Origin of the sequence: Burkholderia sp. 22PA0106, from assembly GCF_047497155.1 — a bacterium.
Classification (GTDB): Bacteria; Pseudomonadota; Gammaproteobacteria; order Burkholderiales; family Burkholderiaceae; genus Burkholderia.
Window position 1 is genome coordinate 989,547 of sequence record NZ_CP163162.1, and the last position, 18,708, is coordinate 1,008,254.

An 18,708-nucleotide genomic window follows, 5' to 3' on the forward strand; every position below is an offset into this window, starting at 1 on the left:
GATGAAAGCGCCGCGCAAGGCGCGGGCGGAACGTGGGGCCGGCCATTATGGCAGGGTCTGATGACGTGTCGTATTCGGGCGCGCGCGCCGTGTCGGCGCGAATTCGACCGCAAGCATCGGCAGGTGGGATGCACGGCTTGCCTTTACACTGGCACGCATTGGACAGCATAAGCAGGGACAGGAGAAACAGGATGTCGCAAGTGTGTAAACGCATCCCGTCGCCGGTGGGCGAGCTGACGCTCGTCGCGCGCGACGGCAAGCTGATCGCGATCCTCTGGGACAACGACCGGCCCACGCGCGTGAAGGTCGGCGCGCTGCGCGACGACGACGCGCATCCGGTCCTGGTCGAAACGGCCCGCCAGCTCGACGAATATTTCGCCGGCCGGCGCACGGCGTTCGATCTCGACATCGCCTTCCACGGCACCGAATTCCAGAAGCGCGTGTGGAACGCGCTGCTGACGATCCCGTTCGGCGAGACGCGCAGCTATCGGGACATCGCCGTGCAGGTCGGCAACCATCGCGCCACGCGCGCGGTGGGCGCCGCGAACGGGCGCAACCCGCTGTCGATCGTCGCGCCGTGCCATCGCGTGATCGGCACCTCGGGCGACCTGACCGGCTTCGCGGGCGGCAAGGATCGCAAGGCCGCGCTGCTCGCGCTCGAATCGAGCGCGCGTCAGCCGGTGTTGTTCTGACCTGACGTCATCGGGCACACTACGCGGCGCGCCAACGCCGCAGCTCGCTCATCCCTCCCGATCGAACGTCCTGCCGCGGCCCGCGCGCCAAACCATAACGAAGACGAGAGAGGGCACGCATGCAGGACAACTCACGGCCGGCGCACGTACCGGCCCGGCTCGCGACGCACCGCTTCACGGCGATCGTCGTCGCGATGCTCGCGGCGACGGCAGCGGCTGTCGTCACCCACGCCGCCGCGCCGCTTCCGGCGCCGGCTCATACCGATTCCCGCACGCTCTGCACGCTGGTGGCCGACGCCGCCACCGGCGCCATGCTGGCCGAGCAGGGCGATGCATGTCAGGCGCGCGTCACGCCCGCCTCGACGTTCAAGATCGCGTTGAGCCTGATGGGCTTCGATGCCGGTGTGCTGAAGAACGCGCACGCGCCGCAGTTGCCGTTTCGCGCCGGTTATCCGGACTGGGGCGGCGCGGCCTGGCAGCAGCCGACCGATCCCGAGCGCTGGATTCGCTATTCGGTGTTCTGGTATTCGCAACGGATCACCGAGGCGCTCGGCCAGGCGCGTTTCGCGCAATACACGCGGCGGCTCGGCTTCGGCAACGCCGACGTGACGCTCGGCCCCGGCGAATTCAGCGGCATGCGTGGCGCGTGGAATGCCGGCACGCTGCGGATCTCGCCGGTCGAGCAGGTCGCCTTCCTGCGCGGCATCGTCAATCGCACGTTGCCGGTCAGCGCGCAGGCGTTCGACATGACCGAGCGCATCACGCGCATCGACGCGCAGCCGGGCGGCTGGGTCGTGCACGGCAAGACCGGCACGAGTTCGCCCGGCGACGACGGCCGGTTCGATCGCGCGCACGCCTACGGCTGGTTCGTCGGCTGGGCGACGCTCGGCACGCGAAAAGTGGTGTTTGCACGGCTGATCCAGGACGATGCGGGGCACGACACGCCGGCCGGGTTCCGCGCGCGCGACGCGATGCTGGCGGCGTTGCCGGCGCTGGCGTCGCAGCAACCGGCGGCAGCCGCTCAATAAGCCCCGGCGCGATGCGCGCGGCTTGAGCCGCCGCGCATCGCACCGCCTCCGGCGCTTACGCGCCGCCGCCGTTCTTCGCGTACAGCACCGGCGCGGTCACATACCACTTCGGATACTGCGATTTCAGCGCGGCCACTTTCGGCAGATCGTTGACGACGATGTACGGATAGTCGGGATGGTTGACGAGGAAATCCTGGTGATAGCCCTCGGCCGGATAGAACTGCTTGCCCGTCTCGATCTTCGTGACGATCGGCGACGAGAACGTGTGCGCGCTCGTCAGTTGCGCGATGTAGGCGGTGGCGATCGACTGCTGCTGCGCGTCGGCCGGGAAGATCGCCGAGCGGTATTGCGTGCCGGTGTCGGGGCCCTGGCGGTTCAGCTCGGTCGGATCGTGCGCGACCGAGAAGAAGATCTGCAGCAGCCGGCCGTAGCTGACCTGCGCCGGGTCGTAGACGATCCGCACCGATTCCGCATGGCCGGTGTCGCCCTCGCTGACGGTTTCGTACTGCGCGGTGGCGGCCGCGCCGCCCGCATAACCGGCGGCCACCTGCTTGACGCCGGCGACGTGCTCGAACACCCCCTGCACACCCCAGAAGCAGCCGCCCGAGAACACGGCGGTTTCGGTGTGCCCGGCGGCGGGCTTCTCGTCGAGCGTCGGCGCGGGCAGCGGCTTGGCGCTGTCGGCCAGCGCGGCCGGCTGCCAGCCGAACGCGGCGGCGGCCACCGCGCCGACCGCGGCAACGCTGCCGGCAACGCGGGCGATCAGTCGGAGCCGCGAGCGGGGCGCGGCGGCGGAGCGGGTCGTTTTCATGATGCGGACTCCTTGCAATGTCGAATGGCGAACGTCGTGTAGCGGATGGGAAAGCGGTGCGGCGCTCAACCGAACGTGAAGGCGAAGGCCTGCACGCCCGGGTCGAGGAATTCGATCGAGAACGTGTGATCGGCGACCGGGCCGGTCTGGCGAATCAGTTGATACAGGCGCTGGCCCTTGACCACGCCGACGCCGTCGGCATCCACGTCGGCGCCGTGCGACGCGCCCGGCGCGGTGCCGTCGACCGTCACGCGAAAGCGCACCGGCGCGCCGTTCTTGCCCGGGCCGAGCACCAGGTGCAGGTCGCGGGCGTGGAAGCGGTAGACGATCCGGCCGCCCGGCTTGGCGAGCGTGGCCTGCTCGTTGCCGACCGTCCAGGCGCCGGCCAGGCCCCAATCGTCGAGGCCGGGCTGCGCGGGCGGGGCGTAGTCGTGCTCGCGGTCGTGCAACTGGCCGCCGGGCGACACGAAGTTGTCGGCGCGTGCGTAGCCCACGTAGGTTTCCGGCGAACGCATGTCGGCGCTGTCCGCGGCGGCCTGCGCGCCGCTGGCGGCGGCGCCTTCGAGGCCGAGCGGCACCTGCGCCGCGTCGGGGTGGCCCGCCTCGACCAGCAGTTGCTGGATCGCGCGTTCCGATTGCGCGTAGTCGCCTTCGCCGAAGTGGTGGTAGCGCACGCGGCCTTGCGCGTCGATGAAGTAGTGCGCCGGCCAGTATTCGTTGTTGAACGCCCGCCAGATCGAATAGCCGTTATCGATCGCCACGGGGTAGGTCACGCCGAGGTCGTGGCTGGCTTTCTTGACGTTGTCGATATTGCGCTCGAAGGCGAATTCCGGCGCATGCACGCCGATCACCACCAGCCCGTCGTTCTGGTACTTGCGCGCCCAGGCCTTGACGTACGGCAGCGTGCGCAGGCAGTTGATGCACGAGTAGGTCCAAAAATCGACCAGCACGACCTTGCCGCGCAGCGACGCGTTGGTCAGCGGCGGCGAGTTGAGCCACTGGGTCGCGCCGGCCAGCGACGGCGCCTCGCCCTCGACCGGCAGCGCCGGCGCGGAGACGCGCAACATCGCCGCGTCGTGGCGGGCGGCGGTCGTGGCGGCCGACATCATCGCGTTGGGGTTGGCGTCGGGGGCGGTGTGGTTCGCGGCGGCACGCATGGCGTCGCCGGAAGCCATCATCGACGGGCCGTTGCCTGCTCCGGCCGCGGCGCGCATGGCGTCACCGGAGGCCATCATCGAAGGGCTATTGTTCGCGCCGGCCGCGGCACGCATGGCGTCGCCGGAAGCCATCATCGAAGGCCCATTGCCGTCACCGGCAGCCGCACGCATCGCATCACCCGAAGCCATCATCGCCGGCCCGCCCGCATCGCCGGGCGTCTGCCCCGGCGTCTTGCGCGGTGCGAGCCGATCCACCAGCGATTGTTCGAGGCCGCCGGTGGCGACCGTCGACACCTGCGTCAGCACGCCCGTATCGAGGCCGAGCGCGATCGCGCCCACGCCGCCGAGCATCGCCACGCCGAGCCCGCGGCGAATCCATTCGCCCGCGCCGAGCGAGCGCTTCATCGCCGAGAACAGCTTGCCGCCGATCAGCAGCGCGGCCGCCAGCGAGGTGGCCGCGCCGGCCGCATAGGCGGCCAGCAGCAGCGTGGTGCCGACGCTCGCGCCGCGCAACGCCGCGCCGGTCAGCACCAGGCCGAGGATCGGGCCGGCGCACGGCGCCCACAGCAGGCCGGTGGCCACGCCGAGCAGCAGCGACGCGCCGATGCTGCCGCGCCCGTCGTTGGCGGTGGAGGCCACGCCGGTCAGGCGGTTGCCGAGCGCCACCAGCGGCCGGGTCAGATGGTCGGCCAGGCGCGGGAACAGCAGCGTCAGGCCGAACACGCCGACCAGCGCGATGGCGAGCCAGCGACCGGCCTCGTTGGCCTGGGCGATCCAGCCGCCGCCCACGGCGGCCAGCGTCGCGACGCCCGCGAATGTCACGGCCATGCCGGCCAGCAGCGGCAGCGCGTTGCGCATGAACGGCTTGTCGGCGCGGGCGAACACGAACGGCAGCACCGGCAGGATGCAGGGGCTCAGGATCGTGAGCACGCCGCCGAGATAGGCGAGGATGACGAGCAACATGATGGAATGTCCTTCGGGGAGGGGCGGCGCTCAGGCCGACGAGGGGCGGAACGTCATCGCCGTGCCGTTCATGCAGTAGCGCAGGCCGGTGGGCTTCGGGCCGTCGTCGAACACGTGGCCGAGGTGGCCCGCGCAGCGGCGGCAGTGCACTTCGGTGCGGACCATGCCGAACGAGGTGTCGGTGTCGGTCACCACGGCGTGGTCGAGCGGCGACCAGAAGCTCGGCCAGCCGGTGTGGCTGTCGAACTTGGTGGCCGACGAGAACACCGGCAGCGCGCAACCGGCGCACGAGAACGTGCCCGAGCGGTGCTCGTCGTTGAGCGGGTTGCTGTACGGGCGTTCGGTGCCCGCCTCGCGCAACACGGAATACTGGGCGGGCGTCAGGCGCTTGCGCCATTCGGCGTCGGAAAGCGTCAGTTCGGCCGGTGCGGCGAGCTTCGGCGGTTGTTGCGCGAACACGCCGTTGCGCGTGAGGGCGGCCACGGCGCCGGCGAATGCGGCGCCGGTCAGCAGGAAACGTCGGCGGCTGGTCATGTTGGACTCCTGTCGGACGGGGGATGACATGCCGCTCATCGTAATGACGGGACGGTCGCGAAGTCCTCACGGAAAGTTAAAGTTTTCGTGATAATTCGGCGACGGCGACGGCGACGGCGGCCGTGGACGGAATGTTCACGAAACCGTGACGACTCGGCCGCGCCGATGCGCGAGAATCGTCCTGCCGGCGGCGCGGCGGCGGCGGCCGATGCCGTGGTTGCGTCGGTTTTATCCGCGCTGCGCCGGTTCGCCGCCTTTTCATGCTGCATCCGCCGTGCCCGCCCGGCGCGGCTTGCCCGACTTCCCTGCCCATGGATCCACAAAAACGCATCCTGATCGTCGAAGACGATGCCGACATCGCCAACGTGCTCGCGCTGCACCTGCGCGACGAGCGCTACGAGGTGGTGCACTGCGCCAACGGCGACGACGGCCTGCGCCGTCTCGAACAGGGCCATTGGGACGCGCTGGTGCTCGACCTGATGCTGCCGGGCGTCGACGGCCTCGAAATCTGCCGCCGTGCCCGCGCGATGGAGCGCTACACGCCGATCATCATCATCAGCGCGCGTTCGAGCGAGGTGCACCGCATCCTCGGCCTCGAACTCGGCGCGGACGATTACCTCGCCAAGCCGTTCTCGATGCTCGAACTGGTGGCGCGCGTGAAGGCGCTGCTGCGGCGCGTCGAGGCGCTGTCGCGCGATGCGCGGCCCGACGCCGGGCGGGTGGACGTGGGCGGCCTGGCGCTCGATCCGCTCACGCGCGAGGCCGCCGTGGACGGCACCGCGATCGACCTGACCCCGCGCGAATTCGACCTGCTGTATCACTTCGCGCGCCATCCCGGCAAGGCGTTCTCGCGCACCGACCTGCTCAACGCCGTGTGGGGGTATCAGCACGAGGGCTACGAGCACACCGTCAACACCCATATCAACCGGCTGCGCGCCAAGATCGAAGCCGACCCGGCCCAGCCGGCGCGAATCCTCACCGTCTGGGGGCGCGGCTACAAGCTGGTCGCGCCGGGCGTGGCGCCCAGCGCCGACGGCAAGGACGCCTGATGCGCCGCCTGACCCTCACGCAACGCCTCGCGGTGGTGTTCTCGGTGCTGCTGCTGGCCTGCTGCGGCGCGTCCGCGTGGATCCAGATCCGCGCCAGCGACATGCACGAGAAGGAAGTCGTGCAGCGGCTCTCGCACGATCTGGCCGGGCATATCGCGCTGAGCGCCTCGCTGATGGACGACAACGGGCTGCGGCCCGACGCCGTGCGCAAGCTGTTCGGGCAACTGATGGGCGTGAACCCGAGCGTCGAGGTGTATCTGCTCGACAACGCCGGCCGGATTCGCGGCGACGACGCGCCGCCGGGCCGCGTCAAGCGCGAGCGCGTCGATCTCGCGCCGGTCAAGCGCTTCCTCGACGGCCAGCCGCTGCCGATCCTCGGCGACGATCCGCGCAGCCTCGACGCGCGCAAGGTGTTCAGCGCCGCGCCGCTGCAGATGCCGGGGCATCCGCCGTCCGGCTATATCTACGTGGTGCTGCTCGGCGAGGCGCACGACGAGCTGGCGGCGCGCGTCGCGGCCAGCTCGGTGCTGCGCACCACGCTGTGGTCGATCGCGCTGGTGGCGCTGCTCGGGCTGCTGGCGGGGCTGACCGCGTTCGGGCTGATCACGCGGCCGCTGCGCCGTTTCACCGACGCGATCCGCCGCTTCGACGCCAACGGCGAGCCCGACGCGCAGCCGTCGCTGCCGCATGTGTCGGTGGCCGGCGCGCGCGACGAGATCGCCGTGCTCGAAACCGCGTTCGCGCAGATGTCCGACCGGATCGGCGAGCAATGGCGCGAGCTGAAGCAGCAGGACCAGCAGCGCCGCGAGCTGATCGCGAACCTGTCGCACGACCTGCGCACGCCGCTGACCTCGCTGCACGGCTATCTGGAAGCGCTGGCCATGAAGGGCGCGACGCTCGATGCGGCCGATCGCGAGCGTTACCTCGCGATCGCGCTGGCGCAGAGCGGCAAGGTGGGGCGCCTGGCGCGCGCATTGTTCGAATTGGCGCGGCTCGAATCGGGGCTCGTGCAGCCGGCGCTGGAGGACGGCTCGCTGGCCGATCTGGTGCAGGACGTGTTCGCCAAGTTCGAGCTGGGCGCGAAGGCGCGCGACGTGACGCTCGACGCGCGGATCGAGCCGCGCCTGCCGAACGTGCATGCCGATTTCGGGATGATCGAGCGGGTGCTGACCAATCTGCTCGACAACGCGCTGCGGCACACGCCGGAGGGCGGGCATGTGGCCGTCGAGCTGGCGGCGCACGACGGCGCGGTGGTGGTCACGGTGCGCGATACCGGCCCGGGCGTGCCGCCGGGGCTGCGCGAATCGCTGTTCCGGCGGCCGGTGGGGTCGTGGGAAGTGGCCTCGGGCGATTCGCATCGCGGCGGGCTGGGGCTGCTGCTGGTGCAGCGGATGCTGCAACTGCACGGCAGCGAGGCGCGGCTGGTGGACGAGCCGCGCGGCGGGGCGGTGTTCGAGTTCGCGTTGCGGGCGGCGGGGCGGTGAGGGGGCGTTAGAGCAGAGACTTGAACGCGGCGGGAATCATCGGCGCCACGTGTTGCAGGTGTTGAGCCTGGCGTGTGACGAAGCCGGCGATTTCCCGCACGAGCATGCGCTCTTCGCCGATATACATATCGGAGCCGGCCAGTTCCGCGGCGGCGTTCATCGCGCTGTCGGCCATGCGCCGCAGGTCGCGCGACAGATAGCTCGCGGGGATGCCGGTGCGCTGCGCGAAATCGGCGAGTGCAAACGCCGTCACGTCATCGATGCGAAATGCGTCGCCGTAACCCATGGCCATGTCCTGTTCGACGCCGGCGCCATAGACATTCACCGATACGAGGTCGTAGAACGGCGCGGGCGCCAGCCCCGAGCGGCGCATGAAGAACGACAGATTCTTGCCATGCGCGTCGCTGTTGCCGATCAGCAGATGGAACATCGCCCACCGGACGAGCAGGGCACGCGCGTGCGCCGGATCTTCGCATTGCCGCGCCAACGGGAACAACGTTGCAAAGCTCACGCCTTCGCGGATATTGGCGACACTCTCGTTGTTGCCGAAATTGCGCTCGTATTTATAGGACACGGGGGCGTCGAGTGCCTGGCACGCATCGATCACATGCAAACGGCGTACGGTATGCACGAGGCCCGTGGTCGGATCGCGCATCACGCTGCGATCGAAGCGTTCGACGAGCAGCAGCGGCTCCGGAATCCGCCACAGCGAGACGGGCGCCACGGGCAGGCCCATCCGCGCGGCGAGCGTCATGCAGAAATGCTCGTTCGCCACCATGTGCGGCGTCGACATATTGCGTGATTCCGGCTTGAGGAGATGGGTGGAACTCAGTGCGCCATCGGCGAGCGCAATGTGTTCGCCCTCGATCAGCACTTGCAGCTTGTCCTGATAGCCCGCGACCGAGAGCCGGACCTTGCGGTCCCAAACCGGGAACGGGATCGTGTCGCGATCGCGGATGCGCTCGCTCAGTTCGGCATGAGGGATCGCGCGCCGCACGGCTTCCCGACTCTGTACCGGTGCGGCGCCATCATCGGCAACGGGCAGGAAACCGAGGCCACCGACTGGCTCTCTGCCCAACACATGCACCAGCCCGAATACGTTGTCTTTCGAAATCTGATTGACGACCGAGGCGACATCGAGCGCACGCCCTTCCGGCAGAAGATTAGACAGGAAGCGTTGCATGACGCCCGATGCCGGAGCGTGGGGGCCGAGCGGAATGTGGGGGAAAGCGGGAATGCGTCGGCGCGTGCCAGCCATGCGTCGTCGTACCGGAACAGGAAGCGCTCGTCGTGCGACTCGAACTCGAGTTGGCCGACTATGCCGGTATCCGTCGCGACGATGAGCTGGCGACTCATGCGTGCCCGCCTTCCGCTGACGAGCCTGGGATGTCGTGCTGCTGCAGAGCGTGGAAGACTTTCGGCGTTTCCGATTTCGGAATGGCGAACAGATTCAGGCCGAGGCCGTCGAGTACGCGGAACATTCGGTCGGAACCGACCGGAATGCCGTTTTCCATTCGCGACAGCATTGCCGTGGAGACACCCAGCAAGGCGGCAGCATCGTCGATGCGCATCGATTGCTCACGGCGTCGATTGCGCACGACGTTGCCGAGCGCGACCAGATCGGCCGCGAGCGGGCTGGTGACGACAGGTTTGGGAAGATGGCGGGCCATAATTAACCATATATGAAAACAAAGAGATCTCGGTTGCTTGAGATCAAAATATTTCTCGAATATGGAAATTATAGATCGAATCTTAAGTTGGCTCTCTAAGTTTCCATATTTGAGAAATATGGATGCGTTTTCCCCGCAATTCCCGTGTCGTTTGCCGCCTCACCCCCGCAACCCCGCCAGCCCCACCTTCTGCCGCCCCTGCTCATCGAAATTCTCCGGCGCGAGCCACGCCGCGAACGCCTGCTTCAAGCGCGGCCATTCCGTATCGACGATCGAGTACCACGCCGTATCGCGCGCACGTCCCTTGTAGACCACCGCCTGCCGGAAAATCCCCTCGAATTCGAAGCCGAGCCGCTCGGCCGCGCGCCGCGACGGCGCGTTCAGGCTGTCGCACTTCCATTCGTAGCGGCGGTAGTTGAGCTGGTCGAACACGTAGGCCATCAGCAGGTACTGCGCCTCGGTGGACAGCGGTGTTTGCTTGAGCTTCGGCGAGAACGTCACGCTGCCCACCTCGATCGCGCCGTGCACCGGGTCCTGGCGCATCAGCGCCAGCGTGCCGACCGCGCGGCCGCTGGCGCGGTCGATCACGGCGTAGTGGCGCGGGTCGGTGCTGCGTTCGGCGGTTTCCGCGTAGCGGCGGAATTCGGCGGCCGAGGCGAACGGGCCGACGAACAGGTAGGTCCAGTCGCGGCCGTCGTCGGCGGACAGGTAGGCGGCGGCGAGATCGTCGGCGTGGCGCGCCGCGTCGAGCGGCTCCAGGCGGCAGTAGCGGCCTTCGAGCGTGACGGCGGCGGGCAGCGGGCGGGGCGTCCAGCCTTCGACGGCAGCGCCGATCGGTTGGCCGTATTCGTTGGTGCGGTCGGACATCGTTTCTCCGGGCAGTGAGTGGCAGAATCCGCTCACTGTAGAGAGGCCCTGGCTCTTTGAAAAGGTCCAGCCGCACCGGAAACGATGGTGCCACGCACGCCTCGCAGTGCGGCGCGTGCGGCACGGCCGGCGGCGTTCAGGCCGGCTTGGCGCTTTCCTCGAGGATCTGGCGGATCGCGCCTTCGAACGCCTCGACCGGCTGGCCGCCCGTCACCAGATAGCGTTCGTTGAAGATGATCGACGGCACCGACGTGATGCCGATCGATTGCGATTCGCGCTCGGCCGCGCGCACCTCGTCGGCGTAGTCGCCGCCGGCCAGCACGGCGCGGGCGCGCTCGGCGTCCAGCCCGGCCGATTGCGCGGCGGCCACCAGCACGTCGGGATCGTTGGTGGCTTGGCCTTCGCCGTGATACGCGCGCAGCAGCGCGAGCTTCAGCTCCAGTTGGCGGCCTTCGAGCCCGGCCCAGTGCAGCAGGCGGTGCGCGTCGAACGTGTTGTAGACATATTCGCGCTTGCCGAACGTGAAGCCCACCGCCGCGCCGCGCTCGCGCAGCATCTCCTGCGATTCGGCGATCTGCTCGGGCGTGCGGCCGTATTTCTTGCCGAGATAGCCGACGATCGATTCGCCTTCCGGCTTCATGTCCGGGTTCAGCTCGAACGGATGCATGCGGATCTGCACCCGGGCGTCGTCGCCGATGCGCTCCAGCGCGAGCAGCAGCGAGGACAGGCCGACCGCGCACCACGGGCAGGCGACGTCGGAGACGAAATCGATGGTCAGGGCTTGTTGGGACATGGCGGAAATCCTGCGGTCAATGCGTGAGGCCCGACAGGTTAGCGCGAATCGTCCGGCGTTGCCGGCCGCGGCACGGGTGGGTGCGTGGGTGGATGGCCCGCGGCCGCTCACTATCTGGGCCGCGCGCGCGCCGTTTTGCGTTTCCGGGCCGGACCGTGTATCAGAGCGGAACGGCCGCGCCGCCGCGCGGCGTTTTCCTTTTTCCGATTTCCGATCCGAGATTTCACCTCATCCGATGACCGATCCGAACGCCCTCAATGCCTCGAACGACCCGATCCGATCCGCCGGCGCGCCGGCCGCGACGCTGCTGGCGGACAGCCGCCACGTGCTCGGCGAATGCGCCACCTGGTGCGGGCTGACGCACGCGTTCTACTGGACCGATATCGAAGGCGCGCGCCTGTGGCGTCACCGCCCCGGCGCGGCGCAGGACACCGAAAGCTGGGCGATGCCCGAGCGGCTCGGCTGCTTCGCGCTGAGCGACGACCCGGACGTGCTGGTGGTGGGGCTGGCCACGCATCTGGCGCTGTTCGACCTGCGCAGCGGCCGTTTCGAGCGGCTGGTCGAGGTCGAGCCGGGCGAGCGTTCGCGCATCAACGACGGCCGCTGCGACCGCGCCGGCAACCTCGTGTTCGGCATGAAGGACGAGCACGAGCCGCTGGAGGCGTCCACCGGCTTCTATCGCCTGAACGCCGACCGCTCGCTCGAACGGCTCGCGCTGCCGCCGGCGGCGATCGCCAACAGCATCGCGTTCTCGCCGGACGGCACGCGCATGTATTTCTGCGACACGCCCACGCGCCAGATCATGGTGTGCGACTACCGCGCCGACGGCCCGGTGGCGAACGTGCGGCCGTTCGTGGCGCTGGCCGATCCGACCGGCGGCCCGGACGGCTCCACCGTCGACGCGGCCGGCGGCCTGTGGAACGCGCAATGGGGCGGCGCGCGCGTGGTGCGCTACGACGAGAACGGCGTGGAGACGGATCGCATCGTGGTGCCGACCGCGCAGCCGAGCTGCCCGTCGCTGGGGCCGGCGCCCGAGCGGGCGAGCGAGGGGCCCGACGAGGGGGAGGGCTGGAACACCTTGTACGTGACGAGCGCGCGCGAAGGGCTCGATGCGGCGGCGTTGCGCGACGATCCGCACGCGGGCGGGGTGTTTGTCGCGGCGACCGGGTATCGCGGCTTGCCGGAGGCGCGGTTTCCGCTGGGCGGCAAGCGCTGAACGCGGTGGGGGCGGGCGTTCACGACGCCTGGTTGGTCGACTCGGCCCGGCGCGGTTTCGGTTGAGCGGCGTCTGCTGAACGCGTCAGGCGCCCGGCGGCGCGGCCAGGTCGTCGCGCGTATCGACGTCGCGCAACACGCCGGGATCGTCCACCTCGACCCGCGCCACCTCGTGCGCGACCAGCAGTGCGCGTGCCCCGGCATCGCCGTCGAGCGCGGCCAGCGCGTCGCGATGCACGGCCGCGAAGCCGACCGGATGGCCGCGCTGGCCGTCGAACCACGGCGCGGCAATGGTGGCGCGGCCGCTGGCCAGCTCGCTGGCCACGGCGCGGATCGAGGCGGGCGCGATCCACGGCATGTCACCGAGCGCGACGATCCAGCCGGCGGCGTCACGCTCGGTGCGTACAGCGGCAGCCAGGCTCGCGCCCATGCCCTGCACGGCCTCGCCGGCCACCAGCACGCGGCAACCGACGATCGCGAGCCGCTCGGCCAGCACGTCCGCGCCGGGGCGCACCACGGCGATCACATCGGGAATCACGGCGCGCAGCCGGCGCGCGGCGGCCAGCGCTACGGGCGTGCCGTCGGGCAGGGCGGCGAGCAGCTTGCTGTCCTGTCCGGAAGGGTCGAAACGGGTGCCTAGGCCGGCGGCCAGCAGCACGCCGACAAATCGCGAGGAATGCAGATCAACCATGAGCAAGGCCGTGAGCGGGTGAGCCGTGACGGCGATTGTGCGGGCGGGCGGCGTGAACTACAAGCCGCGAGCCGCGAGCCGCGAGCCGCGAGCCGAAAAGCCGAAAAGCCGAAAAGCGCGAGCCACAAGCCACGCATCTCGCACCACAAGCCGTGGCCCACTGAACCGCGACGCCGCGCATCAATCCCGCCCGGCATCCCCCCGCGCGTAGCGCGCCAGGAACATGTCGGCGGCCGATTCGGCCAGCACGCGCTGCGGCGGGCCGGCGACGGCCGGCTGGCCCATCGCCACCTGCGGCCAGAACGCGAACGATTTCACGAGCCCCTGCAACTGCTCCGATGCGAAACGCGGGTCATCCACGCTCAAGCGCCCGTCGGCCGCGGCCGCGCGAATCCACGCGCCGAGATCCTCCTCGCGCTCGCCGAGCCGCGACACCATCTCGCGTGCCCGTTCGGGCGAATGGATCGCGGCGGCGATCGCCACGCGCACCAGCGACAGGAACGTGTCGTCGCTGAGCAGGCGCAGCTTGCGCATCAGCAGTTCGATCAACTGGCCGCGCAGCGGCGCGTCGGTGCGATAGACGGGCGCGTCGCCGGCGCGCGTCGAATCCCACAGCCGGTGCAGGATCGCCGCGAACAGCGCCTCCTTGCTCGGGAAGTGGTTGTAGACGGTGCGCTTCGACACCTGCGCGCTGGCGGCGATGCGATCCATGCTGGTGGCGTCGTAGCCGGCCGACAGGAATTCGTCGATCGCCGCGCCGACGATGGCGGCGCGCTTGCGGTCGGTCAGGCGGGTCGGGGAAGCATTGGAGTCCATGGGCGAATTTTACACTGCCCGGTTTACTTTTCCCGGAAACAAACTACACTAGCGAGTCTACTTTTCGATTCCGGACGGATCCCGATGACTTCGCTCTCCCAATGGTTCAGCCGCACGCTGGGCTTCGCCGCCGCGCGCCGAGGCCGCGCAATGTCGGCCGGCTCGCCGCAGCATGACGGCGAGCGCTTCCGCAACGTGCGGCCGCGCCCGGCCGAGGGCATGGGCAAGATGGTGTCGATCGCCTGGAACATGCTCGTCAACAAGCCGGGCGGCACCGCGCCGGCCGGCACGCTGCCGGTGGATCCGCTCACGCGCGAGGCGCTCGACGCCGCGCCCGACCGCAGCCTCTACCGCCTCGGCCATTCCACGATGCTGCTGAAGCTGCGCGGCCAGTTCTGGCTGACCGATCCGGTGTTCGCCGAACGCGCCTCGCCGTTCCGCAACATGGGGCCGAAGCGCTTCCACGCGCCGCCGATCGCGCTGGCCGAGCTGCCGCCCTTGGCCGGCGTGATCCTCTCGCACGACCACTACGATCACCTCGACCGCGACACCGTGCTGACGCTGGCCGCCACTACCGAGGTGTTCCTGACGCCGCTCGGCGTGGGCGATCGCCTGATCGAGTGGGGCGTCGACGCGGCCAAGGTGCGCCAGTTCGATTGGTGGCAGGGCACGGAGCTGCACGGCATCGCGTTCACGGCTACCCCGGCGCAGCACTTTTCGGGCCGTAGCCTGTTCGACAGCGACAGCACGCTGTGGGCCTCGTGGACGATCATCGACGGCGACCTGCGGGTGTTCTTCAGCGGCGACACCGGCTATTTCGACGGCTTCCGCGAGATCGGCGAACGTTACGGCCCGTTCGACGTGACGCTGCTCGAAACCGGCGCCTACGACGCGCAATGGCCGTACGTGCACATGCAGCCCGAGCAGACGGTGCAGGCGCACCAGGATCTGGGCGGACGCTGGCTGATGCCGGTGCACAACGGCACGTTCGATCTGGCGATGCACCGCTGGCAGGACCCGTTCGAGCGCGTGTTCGGCCTGGCGGCCGCGCGCGGCATTCCGCTCGCCACGCCACGCATGGGCGAGCGGCTCGACCTGGCCGCGCCGCATCGCGGCGAACGCTGGTGGCGCAACGTGACGGAAGTGGTGGCGGCCGAACCGGTGCGGCAACGCCGCTGGCGCTGCCGCGGGACCAGCGCGACTTGATTCCAACGCCGACGCCGCGAGGCTGACCTCTCAGTCCGCCTCGCGCCGGTAACGCTTGCGATACTCGGCCGGCGTCACGCCCACGTGCCTGACGAACGCACGACGCAGCACATCGGCATTGGCGAAGCCGCATTTCGCGGCCACCTGCTTGGGCGCGTCGCCGGCCGTCTCGATCAGCGCGCGCGCCGCCGTCACGCGCGCCATCTCCACCCACGCCGCCGGCGTGACCCCCACCTCCGCATGAAACAGCCGCGCGAAATGCCGCGGGCTCAGGCCCGCGTGCTCCGCGAGGCTCCCCACGCTGTGATCGAGCCCCGGCTGCGCGGCCACCCAGCGCTGCACGTCCTGCAGCACCGAACGGCCCGCCGGCGCCGTCTCGCCGTGGCGGCTGAACTGCAATTGCCCGCCCGGGCGCTTGAAATACATCACCAACTGATTGGCCACGCGCATCGCGATCTCGCGGCCCAGATCCTCCTCGACCAGCGCGAGCGCCAGGTCCAGCCCGGCCGTCACGCCGGCCGCCGTGCGCAGCTTGCCGTCGCGCACGTAAAGCGCATCGGGTTCGATCTCGGCGGCCGGGCAGCGCGCGGCCAGCGCCTCGACGGCGGCCCAGTGCGTGGTGACGCGGCGGCCGTCGAGCAGGCCGGCATCGGCCAGCACCAGCGCGCCGGTGCACACCGAGCCGAACCGGCGGCAGCGCTTCGCCGCGCCGCGCAACCAGGCCAGCACGGCGCCGGACACGGCCGGCGCGTCGTGCGTGGCGATGCCGGGCGCGCCGGCCACCAGAAGCGTGTGCGGATCGGGCAGGGCGTCGCCGACCACCGCGTCGGGCACCAGCCGCGCGCCCGACGAGCTGACCAGATGCCCCGGCTCGCAGGCCAGCACCTGCAACTGGTAAGCCGCGCGGCCCGCTTCCAGGTTGGCCTGCGCGAACACGTCGAGCGGCCCGCTGACGTCCAGCAACTGCACGCCCGGCACGGCCAGGATGGCGATGGTCTTGCTCATGGAAACTCCCGCTGAAGGCGGTGGCCGCTTCCCGCGCGATTTGGCAGAAAGTGGCGTGTCACGCCGATTGAAGACAATACTAGCACGCGGGAGAATGGTCTCCGAAGCCCACACACGGAGAACATCATGATCGACATCGGCGGCATCAGCGTGCCCGACAGCCAATTGGCCCGCGACATAACGGAATTTGTTCGGGACACCGAAAGTCCCTTGCTGTTTCATCATTCGAGCCGCGTCTATTACTTCGGCGCGCTGGCCGGGCGCGACCGCGGCCTGAAGTTCGACCCGGAACTGCTCTACGCGGGCGCGATGTTCCACGATGTCGGCCTGGTGCCGTCGCACAGCAGCGCGCACGAGCGCTTCGAGGTGGACGGCGCGAACGCCGCGCGCGATTTCCTGCGCCAGCGCGGCATCGCGCAGCACGACATCGATCTGGTCTGGACCGCCATCGCGCTGCACACCACGCCCGGCATTCCGCAGCACATGCACCCGGTGGTCGCGCTGGTCACGGCCGGCGTGGAGATGGATGTGCTCGGCCTGACCTACAAGCAATACAGCGATCACGAACGCGACGCGGTCACGCATGCGCACCCGCGCACGCCGCATTTCAAGGAAGACATCATCCAGGCGTTTTACGACGGCATCCGCCACAAGCCGGACACGACCTTCGGCAACGTCAAGGCCGACGTGATCGCCGACAAGGAGCCGCATTTCCACGCCGGCAACTTCTGTTCGGTGATTCGCTGTTCCGCCTGGCGCGGTTGAGCGTAAAGCGCCTGCGCGCGTTTTGCGGAAACGCTGAAAGAAATCGGCATGCACGGTGTAATCGCATGCCGCGCGGCGAACCGGCCCGCCTGGGCAGATTGCACGCCGGGCGGGCCATTTGCGTCATTCGTCAGAAGATTTCTGAATGCTTACCTGTATTCCGGTATTCATTCCTGTTTAAGAAAGAAAAATACCGAAAAAGCTAAAGTTGGATCGCGGCGGGCCGTAATCGCGGGCTGGTGTCCGACACTGTGTCGACGGATACCGACGCCGCATCGACACCGGTCGCATTGCGGGGCGACAGAACTGGAGAACCGCATCTTGAGCCGCATGCATCACACCGTTCGTTTCAAAATCGTGATGGCCATGACGGCCTGCGTGTTGATCATCGCGCTGGTCGGGATCTTCGGATCGCTAACCATTTCGCACCTCAGGCAGACGGTCAGCGACGAATACACCACCGTGGTGCAACCGGTTCGGATTCTCGGCGCGGTGCGCGGCGAGGTGCTCGACATCCGCCGCCTGATGCGGACCTTGCAGGTGGTGCACTCCGACGAGCGCACCCGCGCGGGGATCGACTCGATCCGCCGCTCGCTCGAACAGCTCGACAAGCAGTGGCCGGGCTACTACCCGGGCGCGATCACGTCGCCGGAGGAGCACGAGATCGCCGACAAGATCAACGCGGCCATGCCGCAGTTGCATCAGTCCACGCAGCAGATCCTGTCGGCGCTCGCCGCCGGCAACTACGACGCGGCGGGGCAGATCATCGACGCGGAAAACGCCTCCGCCGACGCGATGCTCGACCAGATCAAGGCCGATATCGTGCTGAACGACCGGCAGGCGCGGCAAATGACGACCGACAGCGGCGACAGCGCGCGCACCGCGCTGACCATCGCGATCGCGCTCGTGATCGTGGGCATGCTGGTGGCGGCCGGCGCATCGGTCTACCTGCTGCGCGCCATCATGCGCCCGCTCGAGAGCGCGATCGCGGTGGCCAACACGATCGCCGACGGTCGCCTCGAAGCGCGTATCGACAGCCACTATCGCGGTGAATTCGGCGACCTCATGCATGCGCTGAAGGCAATGGACGGGCAACTGTCGCAAACCGTGCGCCGCATTCAGGCGAGCACCGGCTCGGTCTCGCTCGCGGCCAAGGAAATCGCCACCGGCAACCTCGACCTGTCGGCGCGCACCGAGGAGCAGGCCGCCTCGCTGGAAGAAACGGCGTCGAGCATGACGCAACTGACCGAGACGGTGAAGCAGAACGCCGAGAACGCGCGTCAGGCCAACGGCCTCGCCACCAACGCGACGAACCTGGCCGACGACAACAACCAGGCGATGCGCGAGATGGTCGACACGATCCTCAAGATCAGCGGCAGCTCGGGCAAGATTTCGGAGATCACCGGCACCATCGAGGGCATCGCGTTCCAGACCAACATCCTGGCGCTGAACGCCGCGGTGGAAGCGGCGCGTGCCGGCGAGCAGGGGCGCGGCTTCGCCGTGGTGGCGTCGGAAGTGCGCACGCTGGCGCAGCGTTCGGCGGCGGCTGCCAAGGAGATCAAGGAGCTGATCGCCTCGTCGGTCACGCTGATCGAGGGCGGCGCGGGGCAGGCCAACGAGGTCAGCGACAAAATGGGCCGCGTGCGCGAGGCGATCCGCCGCGTGTCGGACATCGTCGCGGAAATCTCGGCGGCCTCCGACGAGCAGTCGCGCGGCATCGAGCAGATCAATCAGGCCGTCACGCAGATGGACGAGGTCACGCAGCAGAACGCCGCGCTCGTCGAGCAGGCCGCCGCGGCGGCACAGTCGCTGGACGAGCAGTCGGCGGTGCTGTCGGAGGCGGTGTCGGTGTTTCGCCTGACCGGCGGCAATGGCGGGCAGGCGCTGGCGCCGTCGTATGGCGTCGCGACGCGCCTTGGTGCGCCTGCGCTGGCCTGAAGCCGAAGCTGTCGTGAGCTTCGG

General features: G+C 69.0%; 18 protein-coding genes and 1 pseudogene. 8 read left to right on the forward strand and 11 right to left on the reverse strand.

The genetic code is table 11. The features are described from left to right. The first annotated feature begins 191 nt into the window (after window positions 1-191). Entirely contained in the window at window positions 192-692 is a 501-nt protein-coding gene (locus tag AB4850_RS04270) for a methylated-DNA--[protein]-cysteine S-methyltransferase (protein WP_414441361.1), read from the forward strand. A 194-nt stretch (window positions 693-886) separates the two neighbouring features. Then, on the forward strand, window positions 887-1,720 hold the full coding sequence (blaOXA, locus tag AB4850_RS04275) for a class D beta-lactamase (protein WP_414441957.1): 834 nt from the start codon (window positions 887-889) through the stop codon (window positions 1,718-1,720). A 55-nt stretch (window positions 1,721-1,775) separates the two neighbouring features. On the opposite strand, the gene msrA is transcribed toward blaOXA, so the two are convergent. The 3 genes from msrA to msrB all read right to left on the reverse strand — a co-directional run bounded on the left by msrA (window position 1,776) and on the right by msrB (window position 5,185). Further along, window positions 1,776-2,531, reverse strand: a complete 756-nt coding sequence (msrA, locus tag AB4850_RS04280; RefSeq protein WP_414441362.1) for a peptide-methionine (S)-S-oxide reductase MsrA — start codon at window positions 2,529-2,531, stop codon at window positions 1,776-1,778. A 65-nt stretch (window positions 2,532-2,596) separates the two neighbouring features. After that, complete coding sequence (locus AB4850_RS04285) at window positions 2,597-4,651, reverse strand: cytochrome c biogenesis protein DipZ (RefSeq protein WP_414441363.1); 2,055 nt, start codon at window positions 4,649-4,651, stop codon at window positions 2,597-2,599. Between the two features lie 30 nt (window positions 4,652-4,681). After that, entirely contained in the window at window positions 4,682-5,185 is a 504-nt protein-coding gene (gene msrB / locus AB4850_RS04290) for a peptide-methionine (R)-S-oxide reductase MsrB (protein WP_414441364.1), read from the reverse strand. A 311-nt stretch (window positions 5,186-5,496) separates the two neighbouring features. Here msrB and AB4850_RS04295 point away from each other — a divergent pair, with 311 nt between their 5' ends. Then, the gene (locus AB4850_RS04295) at window positions 5,497-6,234 is read left to right on the forward strand and encodes a response regulator transcription factor (RefSeq protein ID WP_414441365.1); all 738 of its coding nucleotides are present in this window, start codon (window positions 5,497-5,499) and stop codon (window positions 6,232-6,234) included. Further along, window positions 6,234-7,718 (forward strand): ATP-binding protein, encoded by a 1,485-nt coding sequence (locus AB4850_RS04300; RefSeq protein WP_414441366.1) that lies wholly within the window; start codon window positions 6,234-6,236, stop codon window positions 7,716-7,718. Before AB4850_RS04295 ends, AB4850_RS04300 begins: the two co-directional genes overlap by 1 nt. Before the next feature lie 7 nt (window positions 7,719-7,725). Here the strand turns inward: AB4850_RS04300 and AB4850_RS04305 are convergent, their stop codons facing one another. The 5 genes and pseudogenes from AB4850_RS04305 to AB4850_RS04325 all read right to left on the reverse strand — a co-directional run bounded on the left by AB4850_RS04305 (window position 7,726) and on the right by AB4850_RS04325 (window position 11,048). After that, window positions 7,726-8,805 (reverse strand): HipA domain-containing protein, encoded by a 1,080-nt coding sequence (locus AB4850_RS04305; RefSeq protein WP_414441958.1) that lies wholly within the window; start codon window positions 8,803-8,805, stop codon window positions 7,726-7,728. A 21-nt stretch (window positions 8,806-8,826) separates the two neighbouring features. Next, window positions 8,827-9,074, reverse strand: a pseudogene (locus AB4850_RS04310) (HipA N-terminal domain-containing protein); the annotation flags it as partial. After that, a complete protein-coding gene (locus AB4850_RS04315) occupies window positions 9,071-9,388 on the reverse strand; it encodes a helix-turn-helix domain-containing protein (protein ID WP_414441367.1) in 318 nt (105 codons plus the stop codon). The gene AB4850_RS04315 and the pseudogene AB4850_RS04310, both read right to left, overlap by 4 nt. A gap of 159 nt (window positions 9,389-9,547) precedes the next feature. Further along, window positions 9,548-10,255, reverse strand: a complete 708-nt coding sequence (locus AB4850_RS04320) for a GNAT family N-acetyltransferase (protein WP_414441368.1) — start codon at window positions 10,253-10,255, stop codon at window positions 9,548-9,550. A gap of 136 nt (window positions 10,256-10,391) precedes the next feature. Then, window positions 10,392-11,048 (reverse strand): DsbA family oxidoreductase, encoded by a 657-nt coding sequence (locus AB4850_RS04325; protein WP_414441369.1) that lies wholly within the window; start codon window positions 11,046-11,048, stop codon window positions 10,392-10,394. Between the two features lie 235 nt (window positions 11,049-11,283). Here AB4850_RS04325 and AB4850_RS04330 point away from each other — a divergent pair, with 235 nt between their 5' ends. Then, window positions 11,284-12,264: an SMP-30/gluconolactonase/LRE family protein gene (locus tag AB4850_RS04330; protein ID WP_414441370.1), complete on the forward strand. Its 981-nt coding sequence runs from the start codon at window positions 11,284-11,286 to the stop codon at window positions 12,262-12,264. 84 nt (window positions 12,265-12,348) lie between these two features. Here the strand turns inward: AB4850_RS04330 and AB4850_RS04335 are convergent, their stop codons facing one another. Beyond that, window positions 12,349-12,954 carry a nucleotidyltransferase family protein gene (locus tag AB4850_RS04335; protein WP_414441371.1) on the reverse strand — a complete coding sequence of 202 codons (606 nt, stop codon included), beginning with the start codon at window positions 12,952-12,954 and terminating at the stop codon, window positions 12,349-12,351. Window positions 12,955-13,134: 180 nt separating this feature from the next. Continuing rightward, window positions 13,135-13,770 carry a TetR/AcrR family transcriptional regulator gene (locus AB4850_RS04340; RefSeq protein WP_414441372.1) on the reverse strand — a complete coding sequence of 212 codons (636 nt, stop codon included), beginning with the start codon at window positions 13,768-13,770 and terminating at the stop codon, window positions 13,135-13,137. Between the two features lie 84 nt (window positions 13,771-13,854). Between AB4850_RS04340 and AB4850_RS04345 the strand changes: the two genes are divergently transcribed. Then, entirely contained in the window at window positions 13,855-14,976 is a 1,122-nt protein-coding gene (locus AB4850_RS04345) for an MBL fold metallo-hydrolase (RefSeq protein WP_414441373.1), read from the forward strand. Window positions 14,977-15,006: 30 nt separating this feature from the next. On the opposite strand, the gene AB4850_RS04350 is transcribed toward AB4850_RS04345, so the two are convergent. Beyond that, window positions 15,007-15,981 carry a GlxA family transcriptional regulator gene (locus AB4850_RS04350; RefSeq protein ID WP_414441374.1) on the reverse strand — a complete coding sequence of 325 codons (975 nt, stop codon included), beginning with the start codon at window positions 15,979-15,981 and terminating at the stop codon, window positions 15,007-15,009. A 126-nt stretch (window positions 15,982-16,107) separates the two neighbouring features. Between AB4850_RS04350 and AB4850_RS04355 the strand changes: the two genes are divergently transcribed. Together AB4850_RS04355 and AB4850_RS04360 are read left to right on the forward strand one after the other, a co-directional pair. After that, the gene (locus tag AB4850_RS04355; RefSeq protein ID WP_414441375.1) at window positions 16,108-16,746 is read left to right on the forward strand and encodes an HD domain-containing protein; all 639 of its coding nucleotides are present in this window, start codon (window positions 16,108-16,110) and stop codon (window positions 16,744-16,746) included. 321 nt (window positions 16,747-17,067) lie between these two features. Beyond that, window positions 17,068-18,684, forward strand: coding sequence for a methyl-accepting chemotaxis protein (locus AB4850_RS04360; protein WP_414441376.1), 1,617 nt, complete (start codon window positions 17,068-17,070; stop codon window positions 18,682-18,684). Window positions 18,685-18,708: the final 24 nt, after the last annotated feature.